The organism is Bradyrhizobium sp. G127 (genome assembly GCF_021502575.1).
In the GTDB taxonomy this organism is placed as follows: domain Bacteria; phylum Pseudomonadota; class Alphaproteobacteria; order Rhizobiales; family Xanthobacteraceae; genus Afipia.
On sequence record NZ_JAKFGN010000001.1, the window covers coordinates 612,015 to 636,755 of the forward strand.

Consider the following 24,741-nt stretch of genomic DNA (forward strand, 5'->3'; position numbering starts at 1 on the left):
GTGGCACATTCGCTCCGTCCAACTCAAACATAGCCAAGCCAGCGCCAATAGGTCGCTCCTAGCCCCATCACCAAGGCAAACGCGATCAGTGTGAGCACCAGGCCAGTGCGAACGAAATCACGCGCTTCGAAGGTTTCGGTACCATAGGCCACCATATTCTGCGGTGCGTTCACCACCAGGATAAAGCCAAAGCTGACCACGAACTGTAGCAGCATCGTCATACCGACAACGTTGATGCCGGGTGTTGCCACGCCCTGTAGTACCGCAATGATAATCGGGATCATCGCGGAGGCGAGCGCAGTAGCGCTGGCAAAACCGAGATGAATGACGATGAGGAACAGGCTCATCGTGCCGAGGATAAATAATGCGCTGGCCTGCTTGAGTCCGAGTTCGACGACAGCGATGTCGGCGAGCCAGATTGCTCCCTTGGTTTGAAGCAGCGCGGTCCCAAGGCTGATGCCAACGCCGAACAGTATGATTGTGCCCCATGGAATCCTTGGCTGCGCTTCTTTCCATGTCATGATGCCGATACCTGGCATGAACATGAGCGCAACGGCCGTAAGCGTGGTCGTGCTGGTATCGAGCTTATGGAAAACCCCCTCGGTTGCCCAGAACGCAAGTAACGTGAGCGAAATTGCGAGGAGTTTCATTTCCGATGCCTTGATCGGGCCGAGATCGGACAGCGCCTTGCGGATACCGTCCCGCCCGCCCGGCACTTCCTTCACCTCCGGCGGCATCATCCGCGTCATCACGAAATAGAGCGCGATCGACATGATGATACTGAACGGCGCGGCTGCGATTAGCCACTCAAGCCAAGTGATGGTCTTGCCCAGTGTCTTCTCGATAAAACCGATCGCGACCATGTTCTGGGCCGCCGCCGTCTTGATCCCCACGTTCCAGATGCTGGCCGTCTGCACCGTTGTGATCATGAGCATGCTCGCAAAGGCACCCTTCTTGTTGACGCCAAAGGCCGCGATGATCCCGAGCGTTATCGGCACCAGGCAGGCCACGCGCGCGGTAGTCGACGGCACCAGGAACGCGATGACGAATCCGACCAGAATGGTGCCAAGCACGACGCGGTGCGTCTCCACGCCGACCCGCGAAAGAATCGCGAGAGCGATCCGCTTGTCGAGACCAGTGGCTGTCATCGCTGCGGCGAGAAATAGAGCCGCGGCAACGAGGACGAGAGCCGTGTTAGCGAAACCGCTAAACGCGAGGCTTAAGCCAGCGCCCGTGCCGATAAGAACAGAAGGATTTGTGACGTTGGGGGAAAACCCCAGCAGAAGGGCCATAAGCACCGCGATAACGATAGCGGACACCGCATAGTCGATCGACTCGGTCATCCATGCGATGACCGCGAACGCGAGAATTGCGAGCATGCGGTGACCCGCCACAGGGAGCGCGGCCGGTGTTGGTAGCAACAAGACAACGAGCAGAGCTGCAATGGCAAGCAATAGCCCCAAGTTTTTAACAACCCAACTTGGTCGTTTAGCGGGCGCGTGTGCAAGATTCTTTGCGGGTGTGTCGTTTGCAATGGACATGTTATTCCTTCGCTCGCCGCGATGTTGAAATACATAAAGCCAATGCGTTGGTCCGACGTTGATGTAGGTTAAGTTCTTGCGTTCGCGGTTCGCAGTAATCAGTTTAATAGCTCGGATGTGCCGCAATCGATCTGTGCTACGTCCAGACTCTCTGTCCGTGAAAGCAGTTGTTCGAACCCATCAACTGAGGTTCAGAAACATGAGTTGAGGAGATGGGCTAATAACCGACCATCACGCGTTCCACGTACCAGCGCTTGCGGGCACGAAGCCCTTCGCAGCAAGAAACGACATCGGCCTGCGTCAATTCCTGTTTGTCGTGAATAGCTACACGGGCCACAACTGAGATTACTCAGCAGTCCCCAAATTCGAGTAAGCCAATGGCAAAGAAAGCAAAGAGCCGATCTTCAGAGGACCATGCAAAGTATAAGGCGTTATTGCACGAGCTCCAGGTTGAGCTCGTGAAGGTCCAAAGGCATATTATCAAGCATGGACACAAAGTCTTGATCTTATTCGAAGGTCGCGATGCGAGCGGCAAGGACGGCACGATCAAACGTATCGTCCAACACCTTAGTCCGCGCGAGACTCGCGTCGTAGCGCTAGGCAAGCCGTCTGACAGAGACCGTGCCTCCTGGTACTTTCAGCGTTATGTGCCGCATTTGCCCTCGGCCCAGGAGTCAGTGCTCTTCAATCGCAGTTGGTACAATCGAGCGGGTGTCGAGCGTGTAATGGAATTCTGCACGGATCGTGAGTATGAGAGCTTCTTGGAGGAAGTCGTTCCGTTCGAGCAAATGCTCATCGGTTCAGGAATTCAGATTCTAAAATATTATCTGGACATTGGTAAAAAAGAACAGAAGAATCGTCTTCGATCTCGCCGTGACGATCCGCTAAAGCAATGGAAGACGAGCCCCATCGACAAGGTGGCGCTGAAACACTTCGAGGGTTATAGCGAGGCTCGGGACCGGATGTTGGCGAGAACGTCGAGTCCTATCTCTCCATGGATTGTAGTTCGCGCCGACGATAAACGTGTCGCGCGTCTTAACGTGATCCGCGATCTGCTTGCGCGTCTGGCTTGCCCCGAGACGAATGAGCATCTGGCGGTGCCGGATGCCAATGTAATTTTTACCTACGACGAAGCGCACGCTAAAGCAGGATTGCTCGCAACGTGAACGTGAAACAGCACGAGCAGGGATGATTGGAAACATGAACCGTGTAGTCCAATCGACGACGATATGACGACCCATTTATTGCAATTGTCTCGCCAAAAGTTGGTTTCACGCTTGCGATCGGTCCGCGATCAGGGCTGGCGGTGATCGTATTTGAAGTCCAGCACCACAGCTTGTGAACCTGGACGCTGAACCGTTACGCTGATCGTGTAGAGATCGGCAGACACGTTGTAGTAAGCACCATAGGTAATCGTATTGGCGATTGTCATGGGCTCAAGTATTTTCTGAGGATCCGAGAGTCCGATCCCGGAGATCTTTGCGGTCACGGTCGCATCCGTGATTCGTATATTACTAGCGGAATCATAGACCGCGACAACGACGTGGTGTTCGTGCTGGCCCTTCGGCGCTCCGCCATGCATCGGTCGCTCGGCCAAGTGAGGTCCAGGGCCTTCAATGATTTCGGCCGGTACCACACCGAGATAGACAGTCAACCCACCCGCCGACTTGGTGTCACCGCTTTCCGCGGCTTTCGCAGGACTCCATGTCAGGATGACCACGGCAAGCAGCACGACGACAAAGCCGAAATGCTTCTTGGATGTGATCCAATAGCGCGATGCGAGTCGTCGTGATTGTTCTCTCATGTCACCCGCCTTCACATGTCAACGCGATTCCCTGGCAACCAGCTTATGCGCTACGCTCAGCACTCTGCCTCGACCGAGCCTAGGCGGCGGACTGACGGATACGACTTAGACGCGGAATAAAGGCCGGCACGCGCGCAGCATAGTCAGTATAGGACTTGCCAAAGGTAGACGATGTATCTCGTTCTTCTTGCCGTGCGAGGCGGGCGTACATCCAGACCAGGAAAGGAAACATCGCAAGCGTCAGAATGGTCGGCCATTGCAGAAGAAATCCGAACATCACCAAGACGAAGCCAACATATTGCGGGTGACGAACGTAGCTATAGGGTCCGGTGGTAGCCAGGCTTTGACTTTTCTGGGCTTCGTAGAGCACCTTCCAGGCCGCTGAAATCAGGATGAACCCGCCGCCGATGAAAACAAAGCTTAGAATATGAAATGGACCGAAGTGCGGGTTTCCCTGCCAGCCGAACAACTCTTCGAGAAGGTGCCCGGCGTCATGGGAGAACCAATCGATGCCGGGATACCGGCTCTGGAGCCAGCCTGATAAGAAATAGATCGTGAGCGGGAACCCGTACATTTCGGTGAACAACGCGACGATAAATGCGCTGAATGCTCCGAACGATCGCCAGTCGCGGCCCGTTTGCGGTTTGAAGAAGCTATAAGCGAAGAAGATGAAGATCACTGAATTGACGATGACCAAGCTCCAGAGACCGTAGGCGGGCGCGGCGTCGCTCATGTGCCATCCCTCTTGGTCCCGGCATCCGATTGAGATCCGGTATCATGCCGCGAGTGACCTCCATGTCCGCCATGCATGAACAAATGCAAGAGCGGACAAGCGAGCACCAAGAGGAAAAGCCCCCAATTCAGGACGTGGGCACGATGCTCCGTGAAGAGCAGAAATCCAGCGATCGCGAGCAGGACCAGAAGGGCAATACCGGTTCGCGACGTCAGAAATCGGCCTTCTGGCCCAGAAGGTCGGTCTGCGTGATCATGATGTGACATGCGGTTCTTTCATAAAACAACCAGCGTATGCAACGCGCAGCCAAAGCTCATTGCGTCACTCTGCAATTCTTGAGTCCGTCGTCGATTATCTTCGATGTCGAAACTCTCGTGAAAAAGTATCGCGACCGGGCACCGGCGTATTTAATCTCGGTTAAACAAACTTTGCTTAGTGTGAAGCCGCTGCCAAATCCCGGACGCCGATGGCTCCTTCAGGATGGCAATACACATAGGTCGTCCCTTTCGATACGCTCCGATGGGCGCCAGCACGGCGGCCAGTGAGTGCAGATACGCGGGGGCCGGGCTCCCCGTCAGCAGGCTATCTTCTGATTTGACCATGACGGGCTAAACGACGGGCCAGAATAGAAGTTCCGATCATGCGAGGCACATCCGAACTGAACTGGTAAGTGAGATCGGAAAGTGTTTGACCTCCACCGGCAATTTGGAGAAATCTCCATTGCTCGTTCAAAATATCGCCAGATTAGGTGCAATCGTTCGCGGGTGGCGATGTAGGATATCCTCATGTGCTTTTCGGCCGAAGCCAGTTTCACTGCCGCCGCAGTTCTAGTGTCGGCTGGTGCTGTTAGCGTGGTTCGTGCCTACAAGACTGATCGCAGGTATCTCCCCATTGCCGCTCTTCCTCTTCTATTCGGTTTGCAGCAGGGGTTTGAAGGTGCGGTCTGGATGGCAAACGGGAATGCTGCCTTGGTCGCGCAATTTTCGTTGGCCTACATGTTTTTCTCTTGGCTTGCGTGGCCGGTTTGGGTTCCATTCTCCGTGTACTTCCTGGAATCCGAGCGACGCAAACCCCTTTACTTGGTGCTCGCTATTGTGGGCGGCATGCTCGGCGCCATGCAATACTTCCCTTATTTTGCACATAATGGCTGGCTCACGACGCAGTTCCTACCGCGCGTCATTGTCTATGAGGGCAAGGAGCTTTTTGACTATATCATCGGTCGCCACACGACCTATGCAATCTACGTTGCCGTCGTGGTGGGATCATTGCTTTTATCACGCGAGGCGAACATCAGGATTTTCGGACTGTTAGTTGCCACGGTTTTGATCGTCACTTATCTCTTTTTTTCATACGCCTACATCTCTGTGTTCTGTTTCGGCGGAGCGCTGATGTCCCTCTATCTGGTGTGGATAATATTCGGGGGTGGCTGGCGTCCGCGAACACCGAGGGCTCACGCCACCGGACAAATCGCCTGATTGTCAAAGCTGCCAGCAGCAATCTGGGCGCATACCCGGCAGCAACATAAGAAGGACGGATAGCGTATCGAACCAGGGTCAGCTGGGATTCGACAATGCGCTCCGGACAACATCATGCTGTAGCTGCGGCGCGGGTTCGCCACATATCAATTTCGCTATATATGCATGAAGGATTCGCGACGAGAGCCAGTCCATCAAGCCCTTGGTAAACTGGAAAACGAGGTCACAAGCTCATCGACGGTACAACTACAAGCGCCGAGACGAACGTCGATACCAGCGGCGTGTAGCCGCTGTTTTTCGGGTTTATCGATGAATCCGCAAATCACTCGCCTGGGCTTCAATTCCAGAATGAGGTCACACATCGATTCGGCGTCCGATCGCTTCCGTGGACGAAATTCTTTGGAGCCGTTGGCCGCATTGATGAGCAAGATACCGTCACACTTGCCGAAAAATGGACATAGCAGAGATGTGGACCCAGAATTCATCACCAGTACAGCAGTCGGCACTGCCGACTGGCCGGATGCATTCTCGGTCACGAGTTTCCTATATGTACCCAACATTTTTAAAAGATAGCCAAAACCCAAGCTTCTGGCCTTAATCTCGATCAGACATCAAGCACATCATTACATAAGATTTGCACGACCGGCGCGAATTGATACAGATCAAGCCGCTGGGCGGCGGACACGATTATTGAAATTGCAGTGTGTCCTGTGTCCTCGGAAATTGAACGAGCGCGGCATGTTAGCCTTGCCATCGCCAAATCGGCCCAATAGTGCAATCTCGCTTTTAGAGCGTGGTGGAACGGTGCTGAAGTGGGCATCGCTTGTCGCGGCGATCCTACTCTTGTTTACGTTTGTGACCGTCATGCCCTCGTATGCATGCCAAGATGGCGATAAGTCGGCACCACATGTTACGCAAGCCGCGACTAAGTTGATTGCAAAACAGCCGGCTATAGTCGCCTCTGTTGCCAAGCCTGCAATTATAACTGTCGCTCGTTTTGATGAGGAATCAGGCTATCGTCATGGTCTTGAGGTCGGCTCGTGCTGTGCTGGTTGTACGGCAGGTATGATTGCTACGGGCTGGTCCGCTGCTCAAAGCCTCATTTTGAAATTGGATTTTCCACTCCCCCAAACGTACCTGTCTTCGATTCAATCGGATAGCCAGTTTCGACCCCCCAGAATCACTCTCTGATCAAGCTCTCGATCGAACACGCCATCGCTGGTTTCGCGGGTGAGCAGCGTTCGACCGGAAGGCAATAGATGCTGCGGGTCTCGGTTCTCGAACCCGTCCTTGATGAGACATGTGTGCTCAGTTCTTTGGGAGTCGAAAGATGTTAAGCTTGATGAGTGTGGCAAGAAAGATTTCCTCAAATCGTCAAACCAGTCCGGTGCGCGGGGATGACTTTGATGCCGACCGCGCAACGCGCGGGTTGGATATAGATGACCGCTATAGGTCAACAGATCGCCAGATTAAGGCGGGATGTGATCTATTCCGCGCCGGTGAGAAAGGCGATGCAATCTACAGCCTCATCAGCGGGTGGGTTGCCCTGTATAGTTTGATGGAAGATGGTCGTCGGCAAATTCTCCAGTTCGCCCTGCCAGGAGCCGTGCTGGCCTTTATGCCTACACAGGGTTCAGTGATGAATTATAGCGCGCAGGCCCTTACCGATGCGACCGTCGGCATCATTCCGCATTCGAATCTTGGGCGTCTTGCTATGAGCAATCCTGAGATCGGAATCCAGCTTGCAGGTCTCATCTCACAAGATCGTAGCTTCGCTTATGACCATTTGTCCAGTATGGGTCGACGTTCCGCACGAGAGCGGGTGGCATACTTGCTTCTCGAACTGTTCATTCGATGTCGGCTGCGTTGGCCAGGACATCGCAGCGAGGAAATGTATCTGCCGTTGACTCAGGAGCACATTGGTGACGCAACGGGTCTCACCCACATTCATGTCAATCGGGTGTTGCGAAATTTACGAAAGGAAGGGGTGGCTGAATTTCACTATCGACGCCTTCGTATCCTAAATCCGGACAGACTCGTTGATGTTGCTGGAATCGATCCGCGTGTTGCTATGGCATGGATCGATAGTGATTTGTTGAATGAGGAAAATGCCCAGCGTTTCCTCTACTAGTCTCACCCATTCACATCCATCGACGCTGCGATGTTGTTAGCGTCGCATCGTCGGCAGCATTTAGATATTCTGCTCCGATTGTGCGAGCCTTGAGCTGCTGATTTGCAGCGGCCATCATGTTTGCCTAAGAAGGGACCATCTTGAATCATAATTAGAGACTGGATCGTTCAAATCGGGACGGTGACAGCAGATTGCTCTCTCGGATTGCCCCGTCATGGAAGCGCTTTAGCTTTTCTCAAGACGACGAGCATTTTGAGAAGGTTGCTCGGTGAACACGATCTTACCGAAGCACTTCGGAAACTGTCGCCTGAGGTGATCCATGTCTGGTGGAGGTCACGTCATATTCCTCCATTATCTTCTGCGTGTCTCAGAAATGACTGCGGTGCAGAGGGTTATGTAGGCGTTCTACATGGGGATCGTGATGCAGGCTTCTCGGTTTCGGAAGCAGGAAAGCGCTCGTATGTAGCTTCGGTGGGCCAACCGAACGCTTGAGAAATTATCGTCGGGCGATGACACTGCGGGATGCGACGAGGGGTGCACGAAAGTCGCTATGCCACCCCCGTGAGTGTTCGGGCGCCATCACGAGGCGATGGTGATCCCAACAAATCTCACCAGATGTAAACATCGGAGTTATGTAAAGTGTAATATAACACAGACCAAAGCGTCTTAATAAAAGGAGAGGTGCTACCTCAAATTTAGGTCTCGGATTGCTGAAGTGGAAACCATTGAAATTCCAAGATTCGGCCTTCCACCCACTCCCCCTAGGCGAGGGAGTTCGTCTGCGACGACGTGGGTGGTCAAGCGATGGCGAGTTTTCCAAGAAGATCAAGAGCACTACCGGTTGATTGTGTCGCCTGTCGGGTAAGTATTGAAGGGTTGTGCGGAGACTGTGCCTCGGAAGTGCGGAAGGTTCTTGCAGGCTACAAGTCGAGCGATCGTACAATTAACGCTGGTGAAGATCTGTTTCGGCCGGCTGAACCGTGTGCGGGGCTCTATCATCTCGTTGACGGATGGGTATTCTTATATAGCCTGATCAAAAATGGGCGTCGTCAAATCCTCCATTTTGTGCTCCCTGGGGCGTTGCTTGGGCTCTATCCTGGACCTGTCGCAGTCTACGGTGCTGAGGCCTTAACGGAAGCCACAGTCTGCGTCATCCCGCATGAAAACCTCGGGCCACTCATCGAGGAACATCCCGGAATTGGATTGCGCCTCGCCTGGACCGTCTGGCGTGAGCGGAATCTTGCATATGATCACCTTTCAAGTGTCGGGCAGCGCTCGGCACGCGAACGGGTCGCACGTTCCCTACTTGAGCTCTATGTTCGGTATCGCATGACGTGGCCAGCCTATCGTTCGGAGGAAATGCATCTTCCTTTAACCCAGGAGCATATTGGCGACGCGACAGGTTTGACTGGGATCCACGTCAATCGGATCCTGCGTGGCCTTTCCAACGAAAAGATTGTCGAGTTCCACTATCGACGACTCCGTATTCTGAATCCCGACAAGCTAGTGGATGTCGCTGGGATTGATCCCCAAACGGTCCTTTCATGGACAGGCCGACATCCGTCTGCCTAACATTGGTGTCCATGTATTGACGCTGTATGCGTGGCTCCGCGCTCTACTCGATATCGCCAGTCGTGATCCAGCCGATCATGACGGCAGGTCTTATGACGTCGGTCGAGCGCTTATCGGCTTTAGGGCTATGGGCATCTAAGTGGTCTTCCCCGTACAGCAGCTGGTGCTGCTCTGGATCGGTGGACACGGCACAGATCCAAAAGAACAGAATACGCAACAGTCGCCTGCTAGTGGTCTTAGTCTCGCTCCACAGCCTTTGCAGTGATAAAAGAACTGGCAGGCATCAGTCGGCATCGTCTCGATAGCCTGATAGTTGCACTTCGGACAGGTGAGGGTTGATTCCAGCCGCACGGATAGCTTCCTGCTTGTTGCTAACTATAACACATCTATGGTGGGCGTGCGGCCCCTTTCTGCTAGTTTATCTTCAAACTGAGACATTACCGAAACACGCAGCTGGATAAACTGACTAAGGAATCCGAGCGCATCAGTGCGCATATCACATGGTCAGCTCCGCCATAAGCGCTGCGTCCGATATCAGGGAGTAATCGCGACTTTCAGCACTCCGTCTCTCTGATGAGAGAAAAGATCATAGGCCTTCTCGATATCGTCGAGCTTGTAGCGGTGCGTGACCAACGATGTCAGATCGACCCGGCCTGAAGCGATCACACCCATAAGGCGCCGCATCCGCTCTTTTCCACCCGGACATAACGCCGTTACGATCTTATGATCGCCCAGTCCAGCTGCGAAGGCCCCGAGCGGGATGGTGAGGTCAGTCGAATACACACCAAGGCTCGACAGCGTGCCGCCCGGCCGGAGCACGCGTAGCGCTGCCTCGAAGGTCGATTGCGTACCCAGCGCCTCGATGGCAACATCGACCCCGCGACCGTCAGTGATCCTCATGATCTCCTCTACCGGATTCACTTTCTTGAAATCGATTGTGAAATCCGCTCCGAGCTTGCGCGATACTGCCAATCGTTCAGAGACCCCATCGACAGTGATGATCGTGGTGGCGCCTTTCAGCTTGGCGCCCGCCGTGGCGCAAAGCCCGATCGGTCCTTGAGCAAAGACCACGACACTGTCGCCGATGCGAATATCTCCGTTCTCTGCGCCGACGAAACCTGTCGACATGATGTCTGGGCACATCAGAACTTGCTCGTCGGTCAAAGCATCAGGTACAGGACTCAGATTAACCAAGGCGTCGGGAACACATACGAATTCGGCCTGGCAGCCATCGATGGTATTGCCGAACTTCCATCCGCCGATCGGCTTCCAGCCGTGCTTGGTGCCCGCGCCATCTTGCGAGTGGTAGCCACAAAGACACGCGTTGCTGTGGCCACTTGGCGTAATCGCGCCGGCAATGACGCGCTGGCCTTCGTGAAATCCCGTAACGGCGGAGCCGAGCTTTTCGATAACGCCTACTGGCTCGTGACCGATGGTCAGGCCTTTGGCCACCGGGTACTCGCCTTTGAGAATGTGCACGTCGGTTCCGCAAATCGTCGTGGTCGTGATCCTGATCAGCGCGTCGAGCGGACCGATATCCGGAATCGGCTTTTCGTCCAGAACGATCCGGCCAGGTTCGACAAAGACGGCAGCCTTCATCTTCGCCATGAGACGTCTCCTTTCACAAACGTGGTGACTGCCAAGGTGTCCATGGCCTCGGTAGGACCATTGTTCACTTCTACGCTTTCATCAGGCAGCCGTCTTAGATGACGATCAATGACTTCGGCCGGACGACATGCAACAGGTTTCAATACCCGCCATGTAAATTACTGCCGACGGTCCATCATGTTCTGATGCTGCATCATCTGTTCCATCATCATCTGCATCATTCCCATACGCTCTTCCATCATCCCCATGCGTCCGCGCATATCATGCGGTTCCCGCGTGGTTGACGACTTCTTACTGTCACCCCGCATCATCCCGACGCCAGGCATCATTCCCATGCTGGGGCCGCCCATCTTCATCATCGTCCCCATCGCCTCTTGCATGGTCGACATGTGCTCGGTCATCAGTTTCTGGCGCTCTACAGGATCGGACGTGGAATGTATCTTCGCCATCTGCTCCTGCATCTTCTTCATGGAAGGCTGCATGCCCTGCATACTGTTGCTCGTCATGGGGCCACTTGGCGATGTTTGAGGCAACGGCGTCGCCGGCGGTTCGCTGGGCATTTGCGCGTGGGCGAGGGCGCCAGAGCTAACGACGAGAAGTCCAGCGAGGAGTTTCGACGCGACTTTCATGAGATTCTCCATGATCCTGTAGTAGGAGCAAATCTCGCGCGGATGGCGGCTTTAATAGTATCCAAACGCTGAAATCTGCCTATATCGATGATGTTTCATCTTTCTGCGATCGAAACGTTAATCCACGTTAAACACAGCCCGGTCTGCTCGAACAGCTTCGGCAGAAGCAAGATTGATCAGAACAATTGACGGCATGACACGAGCAAGCTCGTCTCCAGATTATTTGGCGACGCCGCAGGGAGCCAGACGGTTTCGGCTGTTCGCCGAGGTCAATGGAGCGGGAAGGTTCGGGGCGCGTGCCGGATCGCGCTCGTAGTCGAGCGCGGTTGTTTAATCCGCATCAGAGAATTCAGCCGCGGCCGGTAGTTGACTGCCAATCGGTCGTCGTCGACAGGGACGGAGCTAAAAATGAGCGTTCAGTCTGACCGTTCCTCGATCTTTACGACCTCCAGCAGACTCCAACCGCTTGATGAAAATGAGATGAGGCGGTCAAACCCACGCCAGTCGCTCAAAATACTGGAGTGAACACCGGCGTGTTTCTACTGCGGGGACTGCTACAGCAGATTATCCGCAAGGGCGCATTGACCATGGTCGCGCCAGACGGCTGTTCGCACCGTATCGGCAACGGTTCACCATCTATAACCATTCGTATCGTTGATCCCGGCGTAATTCCTCGGTTGATTTTAAATCCCGATATGGCCTTTGGAGAGGCCTATATGGACGGCGCGCTCGTCGTTGAAGACGGCGATATCTACGATTTCCTCGCTCTCTGTTTTGCCAATATGGGCTGGGGCAGCGGGCATGGGCTACAGCGCCTTCGCGCCGTTATCAGGCGTCTTGTCCGACGCATCGCCCAACATAATCCCATTCCAGTCGCACGTGTGAATGTTGCGCACCATTACGATCTCTCCGACACACTTTATGAGATGTTTCTTGACGCCGATCGCCAATATTCCTGCGCCTATTTCGTCTCACCCGACGATACGTTGGAGCGCGCACAGGAACAGAAAAAGCGGCATCTCGCGGCAAAACTCTTGCTCCGCTCAGGCCAGCGGATCCTTGACATCGGATCGGGGTGGGGTGGGCTCGGTCTTTATCTTGCGCGGGTTGCCGACGTTGACGTTACAGGTCTGACGCTCTCGACCGAGCAACAAGCATATGCGCAACGACGCGCCTTCGAGATTGGTGCAGAAGATAGCGTAAGATTTTTCCTAAAGGACTATCGACAAGAAGTAGGCCAGTACGACCGCATCGTGTCGGTCGGCATGTTCGAACATGTCGGCGTCGGACATTACCGTGAATACTTCGAGAAGGTCAGGGACCTCCTCAACGAGGATGGTGTTGCATTGATCCATACGATTGGCCGTGCTGATGGTCCCGGCGCGGCCAATGCCTGGATCAACAAGTACATCTTCCCCGGTGGATACGTTCCCGCGCTTTCCGAGATTCTACCAGCCATCGAACAGGCCGGACTTTATGTGACAGACATCGAAGTGTTGCGTTTGCACTATGCGGAAACCTTGAAGGCATGGCGGCGCCGCTTCAATGTGAACCGGCAGAGCGTCGCCGAGATCTATGACGAGCGCTTCTGCCGCATGTGGGAATTCTATTTGGCTGGTTGCGAAGCAGGATTCCGCCACAGCGGTCTGCTGAATTTCCAAATTCAGGTGAGCAAACGCATCGACGCTGTACCGCTGACCCGAGATTATGTCCTTGACTGGGAGCGCTCGCACCTCGGCGACGTGACGCGTTGATTTAGCCCCTATAACTCGTCATTTTCTAGGTAACGACCGAGATTGAAATAGTTGAAACTGATGATCGGATGACGGTAGGAAGCGTAGCCATGCCGACGTGCCGCCGACCGTTTGTGAACTGGAGCAACTGGTGTGACGGCAGTGACAGAACGACCGTGATTAATAGGCACACTACGAGCGACATTCGCTCGCGATAGGCATTCGACTGTGGGATGGCCATTCAAGTCCGAGTGCTAAGCACTTGCAGCTTAACGCCGCAATGACAGACGTGGGCGTTCGTTGCGGGCAAAAAATGGACTCCGGGGAATGTCCGCCTTTGGCCGCGGTCATCGTGGTCAGCTAACTAGCGACTGGAAATTGGCTGTGGCCAGTCCCATTGCAACGTATCTGCAACACGACAGTCGTAAGTTATTGGAGTTGTTGAGGTGAAAACGGTTTCCTAAACCGCAGGTCGGAAGTTCGAGTCTTCCCGGGATCGCCAACTTATCGCGCCATCATCGCTCTGTATGCTTTTTGCGTGGCCCGGCTGGTTTGGCGGATCTTCAGATCTGAAGCCCGCACCCGGCCATGAAATGAAAAGCAAACCCCGGGATGTTGCCCCCGGGGTTTGCAGTCGCATGATGCGGGATGATCAGAAGTTGAAGTTGATGCCCCCGAAGCCGACGACGATGTCGCGCTTTGCATCGGCAAAGGTCGCGGCGACGCCGGTGTTGACCTGACCCTGCAACAGATAGTCGTTGATCAGGTGATAGTACTGGAAGCCGCCGCGCACCGACCAGTTTCCGAAGTTCTTCGGAATCCAGGTGATCGGAACGGTGGCGGTCAGACCGGTGGAGAACACGCCGGCGTTGTTGGTGCCGCATGGCGTAGCGATCGTTCCGCACACCGTTGTGGCGTCGGCAGTCCAGAATTCCTTCGGACCGACCGAGACCCATGTGGGAGCCGTGAAGACGACGCCATATCCTTTTTTGACGAGATCAAGAGTCAGAATCGAGCCGAACTCGGTATAGCCGCTGCCGACCTTACCGGTTGTCACGTTCGACGAGCCGGAGAACTGGTACCAGCCGCGAATGTAAGGCTTGAACTGGACCGGCAGCCCCCACGACGTATCGTCGTAGGACAGCGTGACCGACATGTTGCGCTCTGTGCGGAAGCCGTTCACCGGCGGGCTCAGAAACTCGATGTATTGACCGTCGATAGCCCAGTTATTCAGGAACGTAACCTTGCTGCCGACCCACCAGTCGAACTCGTTCCATGAACCGACGCGCGGATCATTCTGCTTGCTCCATAGATTGTTCCAGATGCCTGCGTACACAGTGATCAGGTTGATCGGGCCGGTTTTGTTTTTATAGAGATCGGCGGACAGGCCCATCGCGAGCTGCGAGGTCAGGCCGGTGTTGGTGACGTGCAGGCCGCGCGGGGTGATGTAGTCGCCGCCGAAACTTGCATCGAAGAAACCATGGATATCGAGAACCGGCGGAGGCGGCGGCGGCGCCTTGGTATAGACCGGCAAGTCAGCCGCCGTTGCCGCCGTGGTCAAGAAGGCCGCCGTAACAAAAGACGCAGCCAAAGCGAGACCGCGCTGTATCGATCTTGTAGTCGTAGTCATCTGACACCCCTAATCTGCTCAGAGCGAGGGCATTGCTCGCTCCGCTTGCGTTTCAGACTCACTCGCTTTGCGAGTGAGCCATCACGTCCGACTTGCAGACTGATTGCCTGCCGTCATTCGCGTCGCGCCCTGTCTCGCAATTCGTGTGCCAGTGGTGTGGCAGGAATGTCTCTATCGCTGTCGCGCTTAAACAAATGAAAGAAATGCCTGCGGCGCAGTCCTATTCTGCATGTCGATGGAAATGGTTGTTAAATTTCTGATCGCGACAGAGCGCAGGCATACGCAATTCAGCGTACGCGTCGTGTGTCAGCTTGATGAATGGAAACGCAATCGCTGCTGCTGCTTTTTGCAAAGCTTCTCAGCTTCCAAGAAAGAGGCAAGCCGCTGTTCTTAGACGAAGGAATGACGGTGATGAGTGCGAAGCGAAATGCATGGGCAGCTTGCAAAAAACATTGCCATCATTTTTTTGCCAACCGCGCCTTGATGTTTTGTTGTGCCGTGTGGCGTTTGCACAAAAGGGGTAGCGGCGCGATCTTCGCCGCTACCCGCGCGCACTCTTGCTTTGCAGTGCGTTCAGTCCAGCTTCACGCCAGCTTCGGTGACGACCTTCTGCCAGCGCACGGTTTCCGCCGACACCATGGTTGCGAAGGCTTTGCCCGTGACGTCGGGGACGTCGGAGCCGTTGCGCTCCCATGCGTCCTTGATCGCCTGCGTCTGCATGGCCTTCTGCAATTCCCTGGTCATGCGCTCCACGATGGCCGGTGGCGTGTTCTTCGGCGCGAATACGCCGTACCACGTCGAGACTTCGTAACCGGGGACGCCTGCTTCGGCGGCGGTGGGAATATCGGGAAATGCCGGCACGCGCTTTGGCGCGGCGACTGCCAGCGCACGCAACTTTCCATCCCTGATCTGCGCGGCCGATGAGCCGAGTCCGTCGAACACCAGCGGCACATGGCCCGCGACAAGATCCTGCATGGCAGGTCCGGCGCCACGGTATGGCACATGGACGATCCGGGTCTGGGTCAGGATCTTGAACAACTCGCCGGCGAGGTGATGCGTGGTGCCGCCGCCGGCGGAGCCGTAGTTCAGTTTGTCCGGGTTGGCTTTCAGATAGGCGACGAATTCCGCAAGTGTCTTTGCGGCGACCTTGTCGGGATTGACGACGATCACCTGCGGTGGCCGCGCAATCAGCGCCACCGGGATGAAGTCCCGCTCCAGATTGTAGTCGAGATTGGGATAGAGCGCAGGCGCGATGGCATGATGCGCCGCGCCGACGAAGAAGGTGTAGCCGTCGGGTGCGGCCTTGGATGCTTGCGAGGCGCCCACCGTGCCGCCCGCGCCCGCGCGGTTTTCGATCAGCACACGCGTTCCCAGCTGCATGTCGAGCTGTGCGGCGAGAGGCCGGGCGAAGGCATCGGTGCCTCCGCCTGCCGCGAACGGCACGACGAATGTGATCGGCTTCTCCGGCCACGTCTGGGCCTCGGCGTGGCTGGCGACGGCGGCGCCGCCTAGAAGCATGAACAGGGCGAACCAGTTGGATTTCAAATTCACGGCTTTTCCTCCCGAGGATATTTGATTGCGCCGCTTGTGCGGACGCGCTTGCCGGATAACTCCGGATCGATGACGAGCAGAACAGTTAGCATGATGCATTTAACGGTGCGAATGATCTGGTAACCCGGTCTCCCAGACAAGGGGGGCGTGTCGTCGCCGAGAGCGTCGCGAGGCGTATAAGTATGATGAATTATTGACAATATCATACTCTGCGTGCGAGCGTTGCTATGCCGGTTCGGGTTGTGCGGGGGCGTACCAATTTCACGATTGAGCTTGGGACATCACGCGACGTTGGCGATTTGCGGCGGCTCGCGACATCATGCGACTGCACGTTTCGGCACTTCGCTTCTGATCGGGGTTACTGCGGCAGCGGTGCTTGCAGTCGCATCGAGTGCATCGGCGCAAAGCAGCGCGCCGGCGGAGTCTGCGACCCTTCCCAACGTCGATGTCGTTGCGCCACGCGCGCGCCCGGCCCGCCGTGAAACATCGCGCGCAGCCCCGGTAACAGGGGCGACTGCTGCGGACACCGATCCTGATCAGGCACCGGTCGCGTCAGCCAGTGAGAAAAATGTGTCGGGCACTGAGGTCAACGCCCGGCCGTTCTCGCGGCCAGCCGAGGCGCTGGAGGTCGTACCGGGCCTTATCGTTACGCAGCACAGCGGCGACGGCAAAGCCAATCAGTATTTTCTGCGCGGCTTCAATCTCGATCACGGCACCGATCTGGCGATCTCGGTCGACGGCATGCCGGTGAACATGCGCACTCACGGCCACGGCCAAGGCTATGCCGATCTGAACTTCCTGATCCCGGAACTGATCGGTTCGATCAATGTGCGCAAGGGGCCGTACTTCGCCGATGAGGGCGATTTCTCGTCAGTCGGGGCGGTCCATATCGGACTGATCGACACCGTCCAGAAATCAATGGCGCTGGCGACGGTCGGCAGCTTCGGCTACAGACGCGGGCTTGGGATTACCTCGACCAAGGTCGGCGAGGGTAACCTGCTGATCGCCAGCGAGGCCAATACCTACAATGGCCCGTGGGACAATCCGGACAAGCTGCGAAGGCTGAACGCGGTCGTGCGCTATACCGAGGGCAACGCCGCCGACGGCTTTTCGCTGACCGGCATGGCCTATTCCAATCGCTGGAATTCGACCGACCAGATTCCACTGCGTGCCATCACCTCCGGTCAGGTCGGCTTGTACGGTGCGCTCGATCCGACCGACGGCGGCAACTCCGACCGGTTCTCCATTTCAGGAAAATGGGCGCAGACCGACAAGGACGGCACGTCGAAGATCAATTTCTATGCGATCAAAAGCTCGCTCGATCTCTACAACAACTTCACTTTCTTTCTCGACAACCCGGATCAGGGTGACCAGTTTCACCAGCGCGACGATCGCGTACTGGCCGGTGTGAATGCCTCGCACACGTTCAACACGATGTTTGCCGGATTGCCGATGCAGACCGAAATCGGCATCCAGAGCCGTTACGACGACATCAAGGTCGCGCTGTCGAATACTTACCAGCGGCAATACTTGGGGGGTACGCGCGACGACAAGGTGAAAGAGGGCAGCGTCGGACTCTTCATCCAGAATACCGTTCGCTGGACGGACTGGATGCGCACCGTCGTTGGCTATCGTGGCGACTTCTACACCACGAACGTCAATTCGCTTCTGACGCCGGCCAACTCCGGCAACGCCGCGGCGTCGATCGGCAGCCCGAAATTCAGTCTCGTGTTCGGGCCGTTCGCCAAAACAGAGTTCTTCGTCAACGCCGGTGAAGGATTCCACAGCAACGACGCGCGCGGCGTCACCATCAGGGAATCTCCGTCCAACGACGGAACACCGGTGGATTCATCGCCGTTCCTGGTCAGGACGCGCGGCGCCGAAGTCGGCGTCCGTACCAGGATTATTCCCGGCCTCGACAGTTCCCTTAGTCTGTTTGTGCTCGACTCCAACTCCGAGACCCTGTTTGTCGGCGATGCGGGTGACACCGAGCCGAGCCGGCCGAGCCGCCGTTATGGCGTGGAATGGAGCAATCACTACAAGCCCGTCTCGTGGCTTCAGCTTGACGGCGACATCGCGGTAACCCATGCGCGGTTTCGCGGCGACAATTCCGCTCAAGCTGCCGCTTACGCTGAACTGGCCGGCAATCCGGAAGCGCAGATCGGCAACGCGCCGGGTAATTTCATCCCGGGCGCGCCGAACATGATCGCCTCGGCGGGCATCAGGCTCGGTGAAAGAACCGGATGGTTTGGAGCGCTGCGCTATCGCTATTTCGGGCCGCGCCCGCTAACCGAAGACGGCGCGTTCATATCGCCCGCCACCGGTCTCCTGAACGGGCAGGTCGGTTTCAGGTTCGACAACGGCTGGCGTATCCAGCTCGATGCCTACAACCTGACAGACAGCAAGTCGGACCAGATCACCTATGCCTACGGATCGTTGCTGAAGACCGATGCGCTGTTTGCACAGTGTCATCCGGTACAGATCGCGCCACCTGCGGTGTGCCAGACCGGCGTGATGGACCGGGTCTTGCATCCTGTCGAGCCATTCGCCCTGCGCCTCACCATGGCCGGACAGTTTTGACAAAGGGCTTTGCAGGTCGTCGATATCGGTTATGGTCCACCGTCATATGAGAATGTAGCGCGGATGTTTGGAATTCTGGGTTTTGGCTTCCTGCTCGGAATGCAGCACGCGCTCGAGGCCGATCATATCGCAGCGGTCTCCAGCATCGCCGCGCGCCGTTCCAATGTCGGCGACATCGTCAGGCACGGGCTGACCTGGGGTTTGGGCCACACCTTGACCCTTTTCGTCTCCGCAGGCGCCGCGATCCTGCTCGGTCATGCCATTCCCGAACACGTCTCGCGCCCGCTGGAAACCGCCGTCGGTGTCATGCTGGTCGGGCTCGGTGCGCATGTGCTGTGGCGGCTATGGCGCGATCGCGTCCATTTCCATCAGCACCGGCATGGTGACGGCATCCAGCACTTTCATTTGCATAGCCACGCCGCCGACCCGGCTCCGCACCAGCGCAGCGCTCACGCGCATGGGCACGGGTTCCGGTGGCGAACTCTGCTGGTGGGCCTGATGCACGGCATGGCCGGTTCGGCTGCGTTGCTGGTGCTTGCAGTCACCCAGGCCGCCAGCCCGGAATATGGCCTGTTGTACGTGCTGTTGTTCGGAATGGGATCGATGCTCGGGATGGGGGCGTTGTCCACCGTCATTGCAGTTCCGCTCGTCATTTCCGCGCGCTGGCTGACCTGGGCCAATCGTGCACTTCAAGGGGTCGTGGCCATCGTAACCATCGCGATCGGATCCATCACGATCTATGCGACGGCGTTGACCTGAGGCCGTTTCCGCTACAGCCGAACAAGCAATCTTGATTGCTCTGTTTTGTCGCGCGTTGATATAGACTCCGCGAGTTCGCGGCGAACCTGCTGCGGATAGATAGTGCAGAGGTCATTGTCGCACGCGATGCACGGAAGAGACGGGCATACCGGAAAAAAGACGGCTTTCGTTTTCGCAGGCGGCGGAAGTTTCGGCGCGATCCAGGTCGGCATGATGCAGGCGCTTGCCGCTCATGGCGTGCAAGCTGATCTGATCGTGGGATCGAGCGTCGGTGCAATGAACGGTGCTTACTATGCCGGCGCGCCGACACTGGATGGCGTCAGAAAGCTGGCGGACATCTGGCGGGGCCTGACGCGGCAGGACGTCTTTCCGGTGTCGCTTCATTCGTTCCTGAACTTTTTGTGGCGCCGGGATTTCCTGATTTCGCACGAGGGTATTCGCAAGCTGATCGAGGATCATCTTCCGTACAAGAAACTCGAAGACGCCGTGGTTCCGGTTCACATCGTGACCACCGACATCGTGACCGGCGAGACGGTCGTTCTGTCGAAGGGCTCCGCCGCTGAGGCGATTGTGGCCAGCACGGCCATTCCCGGCGCATTCGCTCCGGTCAGATACAATGATCGTTATCTCGCCGATGGTGCGATATCGAGCAATACGCCAATCCGTGTCGCCATAGAAAAAGGCGCGCAGCGGCTCATCATCATGCCGACCGGATTTGCCTGCGCCGGTAGCGAGCCGCCGGTCGGAGCGGTCGCTACGGCGCTGCATGCGCTGACGCTGCTGATCTCGCGGCAGATGACCACCGAGCTGGAATATCTGGAGTCCACGATTGAATACTGCGTGGTGCCGCCGCTGTGCCCGCTGGTCGGCTCGCCCTACGATTTCACCCGCAGTGACGCGCACATCGTGCGGGCCATCAAGAGCACGGAGGCGTGGCTCGCGGATGGTGGACTCGAGAAAGGCGGCATCCCCGGCGAGATGCGTCCGCATAGCCACTGACCGTTCGGGGGGAAGTGAATGGAATAAACACCGGCAGAATTATTGCTTTGCAATAAATTCAAAGGCCGCCCAAAGCTCTACCTGCACGATATGACACAATGACGTCGGATCTCGGGCCGGCATTCAGTCCGGTGATGTTGAACCCTCCCGGTTTCGTGTATGATTTTCGTCTATCGCCGCTGTTCCGATTGGGCTATCGACCCGCGCGCTGAAACACGCCAACATGCAGATGTTGGGCGGTTTTGCCGAACCCGTTATCGAGGCCTTTCATGCAAACGTTCATGCTGCTCTTCTCCCCTCGATTCATCGTTCTGACCCTCTGCATTTTCATCACCGCGCTGCTGGTTTGTGGCGCAATCTACGACTTCGAAGACATCGTGCTGTTCACGATTCCGATTGTGATCTTCGGGGCACTCTCGGTTCTCGGCATTCATGATCTGCTGCAAAAGAATCATGCTGTTCTGCGCAACTACCCTATCTCCGCGCATATCCGGTTTCTGCTGGAGGAAATCCGGCCGGAAATGCGGCAGTATTTTTTCGAGAGCGAAAAGGATGGCAAGCCGTTCAGCCGCGACACCCGCGCCGTCGTTTATCAGCGGGCCAAGATGGTGCTCGACAAGCGACCGTTCGGTACACAGGAAGATGTCTACGCCGGTGGCTACGAGTGGATGAATCATTCGGTGTCGCCGAAGCCGCTGGCCGATGAGCACTTTCGCATCACCATCGGCGGTCCGGACTGCACGAAGCCGTATTCGGCATCGGTGTTCAATATTTCGGCCATGAGCTTCGGTGCGCTCAGTCCCAATGCGGTGCGCGCGCTTAACGCCGGCGCAAAGAAAGGAAACTTCGCCCATGACACCGGCGAGGGCGGCGTCAGTCCGTATCATCGCGAAAACGGCGGCGACCTGATCTGGGAAATCGGATCGGGATATTTTGGCTGCCGCAATCCGGATGGGACGTTCAACCCTGAACTGTTCGCGAAGGTCGCGAGCGATGACCAGATCAAGATGATCGAGTTGAAAGTCAGCCAGGGCGCGAAGCCCGGCCATGGCGGCGTGCTCCCGGCCGCAAAAGTATCCGAAGAGATTTCACGCATTCGCGGCGTGGCGATGGGCGAGGATTGCATTTCGCCGGCCTATCATCGGGCTTTCTCGACGCCCATCGAGATGATGCAGTTCATCGGCGAGATGCGGCGCTTGTCGGGCGGCAAGCCGACGGGTTTCAAACTCTGCATTGGACACCGCTGGGAGTTTCTCGCGATCTGCAAGGCGATGGTGAAAACGGGAATCTATCCGGACTTCATCGTTGTCGATGGCAAGGAAGGCGGCACCGGCGCGGCACCCGCCGAGTTCATGGATCATCTCGGCATGCCGATGCGCGAAGGCGTCAGCTTCGTCCACAATGCCCTGATCGGAATCAATGCACGCGACCGCATTCGCATTGGGGCGGCGGGCAAGATCGCCACAGGTTTCGATCTCGCACGCGCCATGGCGCTCGGGGCGGACTGGTGCAATTCCGCGCGCGGCTTCATGTTCGCTCTCGGCTGCATCCAGTCGCTGAGCTGCCACACCGACCGCTGTCCGACGGGAGTCACGACTCAGGATCCGACCCGCAATCGCGCGCTGGTGGTGCCGGACAAGACCATGCGGGTCTACAACTATCATCGTGCGACCTTGCATGCGCTGGCGGAGCTTATCGCAGCCGCGGGGCTCAGCCATCCGCAGGAGATTCGTCCGATCCACTTCTCGCATCGCATCTCGGGAACAGAGGTGCTGTCGTTCGCGCGGCTCTATCCGCAACTTCATCCCGGTGAATTGCTGGAAGGCAAAGTTGAAAACCCGCGCTTCCATGCATGGGCCTTCGCGCAGGCGGAGTCGTTTGCACCTCTTCCCGCCGCACCGGTTTCCGCTTTTGCGCCGGTTGCCGTGCGGGGCTGACGTCAGAACTCGCCGTGCAACCGGCCTGAGAAGATCGAAACCGGTCCGCGGTCCGCATTGTAGGCGGGGTTTACGATCAGCTGATAATCCGCCGTGAAGGTGAAGGCCTTGCTGAGGGCCACGGCGTAATAGGTCTCGAGAATTCGCTCGTTGCCGTAGTTCAACCGGCCATCGCCGATCAGGAGACCCTTGCCGCCCGCCGCCAGAAAATCGCGGTGTGCGTTCGACAGGCCGTTGACGGCTCCGCCCAATGCGAAGGTGTCGGCGGGCCGGCCCCAATAGCTGCCCTTGATGGAAACGCCGCCAGACACGCTGCGGTCGATGTCCGTAAACGACAGGATCTCGCTCTGACCGTCGTTCCAGCTTGCGCGCGCGAAGATGCCGACGTCGGTGGCGACCTGCTGTTCCGCGTTGACGTAGAAGCCGTATTTCGATCGTTCGCGCCGCTCGCCGATGACAATATCGTTGATGTCGAGGCCGGGATTCGCAGAACTGATCCCGAGGACATCCCGATAGTTGCCGGTGTTGCCCCGGTTGGCGAACACGCCGACGCGGAGCTTGCCCGGCTGGCTGAAAATCGCATGGCGTTCTTCAAATTCGACCACCGCACCGCCGGTCTTGAAAGTGAGAACGTCGCTGTTGGGTTGCGACGGCACCTGGAACAGGCCGGCTCTGACCGCCCAGTCCTTGCGATTGAGTTCAACGACAGCGCCGCGCGTGAAGCCCGGCAGATCTGCCGGGAAATCGTAAGCAGCGGAAGACCACATCGCCCAGTTCATGAAATCGGCGCGCGGGTCTTTCGCGTATGCATTGCCGTCGAAGTAATCGCCGACCGCAAACCGTCCAACGGTGACGGTGATGCGGTCGATATCACGCTTGCCCGGCAATTGGTTGGCGGCGTCGGCAACGTCTTCCTGCTCGCCGCCGAGACCGAATGTCTGGCGGAAGAAATAGCGCTGCGCACGAAATTTCGGATATTCCGCGCCGCCTTTCTGCGCTTCGCCGTTCGAGAACCCCGCAAGACCCAGCGTGCTGCCGATGCCGAAGCCCTGCGCCAGTTCAGGGTTGAAATAAAACTCTCCGCCTTCCCACAATCGCCATCCGAGAAAGGCGCCGACGGTCCAGGTTTCCCGTGTGCGGCCGGCGCCGGGAAGGCTGTTCATACCCTGATACGGCGAGCGAAAACTCGGATAGCCCTGCGTAATGAGCGTGGTCTGGCCGTGGACGTTCCAGTCGGTCGATTCCGGAAGTTTTGGCGGCTTGATTGTGGAGCCGGAGGTCCAGGGCGGCGAATCCCAGAGCCGGTAGTTCAGTCCCAGCTTGACCGCGTGAACCTTGGCACTCGCCGTCACGTCGGCCAGCGGTACATCGCCAAGTCCGTAAGTCCGCGGGCCGAGATCGATGTAGTTGTATTCGACCTTGCCGCTCCAGCCGCCTCCCAGCGCGAATTCGAGGCCAGTGCCCGCGACCCAGCCGAGATGCATGCGGGCTTTCGTATCGATGGTGTTGCCAGCCGCGTCATTGAGGTCGATGTGCGTCCGGCCCCACGCGACGCCGCCGGTCACGTAAGGCAGCCAGGTTCCGAAGGCATATCCGACACGGCCCCGCGCCGTTGCGAAATAATCGAACGTTGTGTTGAACGGCGCTGCTACCAGCTTCGGGCGATCCAGCGGACTCGTAAACGAGATGTCGGCCTCAACGCCGATCAGCCAGTTGGCCGGCAGTTGCAGATTGTAACCGGCCTGATAGCCGCCGATCAGGCCGGTGATGCTGTGCGGGAAAAACACGCCCTGCTGGGGGAGTGAATTTGTGCCGGGTCCAAGGCTGCCACCGCCATAGCCGGCGTGCCCGCCGATATAGAGACCGCTCCAGTCGAAAGCGTGATCGGCGCGCGCCGCCTTGAGCGGCAACGCACCCGGTACGTCAGCGCCGAGCGCGGGTGCCCATGCGCCGCCAAGCAGAATCCCGGCAAGGATCCCTGTGAGCAGTCCAGAAGAATGAGGCGGTTGTGTCATGCCGGGCCGAATCGGAGGACGTCATCGTTGTATCGCAGGGCATC

General features: G+C 57.1%; 21 protein-coding genes and 1 tRNA gene. 10 read left to right on the forward strand and 12 right to left on the reverse strand.

Annotation, left to right across the window (positions count from 1 at the left end; translation table 11 throughout):
- Positions 1-23: 23 nt before the first annotated feature.
- Positions 24-1,541 carry an SLC13 family permease gene (locus LVY71_RS02920; protein WP_235098016.1) on the reverse strand — a complete coding sequence of 506 codons (1,518 nt, stop codon included), beginning with the start codon at positions 1,539-1,541 and terminating at the stop codon, positions 24-26.
- Positions 1,542-1,918: 377 nt separating this feature from the next.
- On the opposite strand from LVY71_RS02920, the gene ppk2 reads away from it, so the two are divergent.
- On the forward strand, positions 1,919-2,707 hold the full coding sequence (gene ppk2 / locus LVY71_RS02925; protein ID WP_235098018.1) for a polyphosphate kinase 2: 789 nt from the start codon (positions 1,919-1,921) through the stop codon (positions 2,705-2,707).
- 128 nt (positions 2,708-2,835) lie between these two features.
- Here ppk2 and LVY71_RS02930 read toward each other — a convergent pair whose 3' ends face one another.
- The 3 genes from LVY71_RS02930 to LVY71_RS23020 all read right to left on the reverse strand — a co-directional run bounded on the left by LVY71_RS02930 (position 2,836) and on the right by LVY71_RS23020 (position 4,209).
- On the reverse strand, positions 2,836-3,345 hold the full coding sequence (locus tag LVY71_RS02930; protein ID WP_235098019.1) for a hypothetical protein: 510 nt from the start codon (positions 3,343-3,345) through the stop codon (positions 2,836-2,838).
- Positions 3,346-3,424: 79 nt separating this feature from the next.
- The gene (locus LVY71_RS02935) at positions 3,425-4,078 is read right to left on the reverse strand and encodes a methyltransferase family protein (protein ID WP_235098021.1); all 654 of its coding nucleotides are present in this window, start codon (positions 4,076-4,078) and stop codon (positions 3,425-3,427) included.
- Complete coding sequence (locus tag LVY71_RS23020; RefSeq protein ID WP_492235683.1) at positions 4,075-4,209, reverse strand: DUF2933 domain-containing protein; 135 nt, start codon at positions 4,207-4,209, stop codon at positions 4,075-4,077. The genes LVY71_RS02935 and LVY71_RS23020 overlap by 4 nt, the downstream gene beginning before the upstream one ends.
- 654 nt (positions 4,210-4,863) lie before the next feature.
- On the opposite strand from LVY71_RS23020, the gene LVY71_RS02945 reads away from it, so the two are divergent.
- Positions 4,864-5,553 (forward strand): DUF6629 family protein, encoded by a 690-nt coding sequence (locus LVY71_RS02945; RefSeq protein ID WP_235098025.1) that lies wholly within the window; start codon positions 4,864-4,866, stop codon positions 5,551-5,553.
- Positions 5,554-5,747: 194 nt separating this feature from the next.
- Here the strand turns inward: LVY71_RS02945 and LVY71_RS02950 are convergent, their stop codons facing one another.
- Positions 5,748-6,089 carry a NifB/NifX family molybdenum-iron cluster-binding protein gene (locus LVY71_RS02950; RefSeq protein ID WP_235098027.1) on the reverse strand — a complete coding sequence of 114 codons (342 nt, stop codon included), beginning with the start codon at positions 6,087-6,089 and terminating at the stop codon, positions 5,748-5,750.
- 794 nt (positions 6,090-6,883) lie between these two features.
- Here LVY71_RS02950 and LVY71_RS02955 point away from each other — a divergent pair.
- Positions 6,884-7,684, forward strand: coding sequence for a Crp/Fnr family transcriptional regulator (locus LVY71_RS02955; RefSeq protein ID WP_235098030.1), 801 nt, complete (start codon positions 6,884-6,886; stop codon positions 7,682-7,684).
- Positions 7,685-8,488: 804 nt separating this feature from the next.
- On the forward strand, positions 8,489-9,256 hold the full coding sequence (locus LVY71_RS02960) for a Crp/Fnr family transcriptional regulator (RefSeq protein ID WP_235098031.1): 768 nt from the start codon (positions 8,489-8,491) through the stop codon (positions 9,254-9,256).
- Positions 9,257-9,299: 43 nt separating this feature from the next.
- On the opposite strand, the gene LVY71_RS23025 is transcribed toward LVY71_RS02960, so the two are convergent.
- The 4 genes from LVY71_RS23025 to LVY71_RS02980 form a co-directional block, all read right to left on the reverse strand.
- The gene (locus tag LVY71_RS23025; protein ID WP_235100099.1) at positions 9,300-9,473 is read right to left on the reverse strand and encodes a hypothetical protein; all 174 of its coding nucleotides are present in this window, start codon (positions 9,471-9,473) and stop codon (positions 9,300-9,302) included.
- On the reverse strand, positions 9,392-9,607 hold the full coding sequence (locus LVY71_RS22840; RefSeq protein ID WP_235098033.1) for a GDCCVxC domain-containing (seleno)protein: 216 nt from the start codon (positions 9,605-9,607) through the stop codon (positions 9,392-9,394). The genes LVY71_RS23025 and LVY71_RS22840 overlap by 82 nt, the downstream gene beginning before the upstream one ends.
- A 183-nt stretch (positions 9,608-9,790) precedes the next feature.
- Positions 9,791-10,864: an NAD(P)-dependent alcohol dehydrogenase gene (locus LVY71_RS02975; RefSeq protein ID WP_235098035.1), complete on the reverse strand. Its 1,074-nt coding sequence runs from the start codon at positions 10,862-10,864 to the stop codon at positions 9,791-9,793.
- Positions 10,865-11,022: 158 nt separating this feature from the next.
- Entirely contained in the window at positions 11,023-11,493 is a 471-nt protein-coding gene (locus LVY71_RS02980; RefSeq protein WP_235098037.1) for a hypothetical protein, read from the reverse strand.
- Positions 11,494-12,014: 521 nt separating this feature from the next.
- On the opposite strand from LVY71_RS02980, the gene LVY71_RS02985 reads away from it, so the two are divergent.
- Together LVY71_RS02985 and LVY71_RS02990 are read left to right on the forward strand one after the other, a co-directional pair.
- Positions 12,015-13,247, forward strand: a complete 1,233-nt coding sequence (locus LVY71_RS02985; protein WP_349629875.1) for a class I SAM-dependent methyltransferase — start codon at positions 12,015-12,017, stop codon at positions 13,245-13,247.
- A 414-nt stretch (positions 13,248-13,661) separates the two neighbouring features.
- A tRNA-Ser gene (locus LVY71_RS02990) sits at positions 13,662-13,728 on the forward strand.
- 150 nt (positions 13,729-13,878) lie between these two features.
- Here the strand turns inward: LVY71_RS02990 and LVY71_RS02995 are convergent.
- Together LVY71_RS02995 and LVY71_RS03000 are read right to left on the reverse strand one after the other, a co-directional pair.
- Positions 13,879-14,787 carry a hypothetical protein gene (locus tag LVY71_RS02995; RefSeq protein WP_235098039.1) on the reverse strand — a complete coding sequence of 303 codons (909 nt, stop codon included), beginning with the start codon at positions 14,785-14,787 and terminating at the stop codon, positions 13,879-13,881.
- Between the two features lie 642 nt (positions 14,788-15,429).
- Positions 15,430-16,407 (reverse strand): Bug family tripartite tricarboxylate transporter substrate binding protein, encoded by a 978-nt coding sequence (locus LVY71_RS03000; protein WP_235098041.1) that lies wholly within the window; start codon positions 16,405-16,407, stop codon positions 15,430-15,432.
- Positions 16,408-16,755: 348 nt separating this feature from the next.
- Here LVY71_RS03000 and LVY71_RS03005 point away from each other — a divergent pair, with 348 nt between their 5' ends.
- From LVY71_RS03005 to LVY71_RS03020, 4 genes are all read left to right on the forward strand, one after another.
- Complete coding sequence (locus LVY71_RS03005) at positions 16,756-18,987, forward strand: TonB-dependent receptor (protein ID WP_249788449.1); 2,232 nt, start codon at positions 16,756-16,758, stop codon at positions 18,985-18,987.
- 63 nt (positions 18,988-19,050) lie between these two features.
- On the forward strand, positions 19,051-19,746 hold the full coding sequence (locus tag LVY71_RS03010) for a sulfite exporter TauE/SafE family protein (RefSeq protein ID WP_235098045.1): 696 nt from the start codon (positions 19,051-19,053) through the stop codon (positions 19,744-19,746).
- A gap of 126 nt (positions 19,747-19,872) precedes the next feature.
- Positions 19,873-20,745 carry a patatin-like phospholipase family protein gene (locus LVY71_RS03015; RefSeq protein ID WP_235098047.1) on the forward strand — a complete coding sequence of 291 codons (873 nt, stop codon included), beginning with the start codon at positions 19,873-19,875 and terminating at the stop codon, positions 20,743-20,745.
- Between the two features lie 269 nt (positions 20,746-21,014).
- A complete protein-coding gene (locus LVY71_RS03020; RefSeq protein ID WP_235098049.1) occupies positions 21,015-22,682 on the forward strand; it encodes an FMN-binding glutamate synthase family protein in 1,668 nt (555 codons plus the stop codon).
- A 2-nt stretch (positions 22,683-22,684) separates the two neighbouring features.
- Here the strand turns inward: LVY71_RS03020 and LVY71_RS03025 are convergent, their stop codons facing one another.
- The gene (locus tag LVY71_RS03025; protein ID WP_235098052.1) at positions 22,685-24,697 is read right to left on the reverse strand and encodes a carbohydrate porin; all 2,013 of its coding nucleotides are present in this window, start codon (positions 24,695-24,697) and stop codon (positions 22,685-22,687) included.
- Positions 24,698-24,741: the final 44 nt, after the last annotated feature.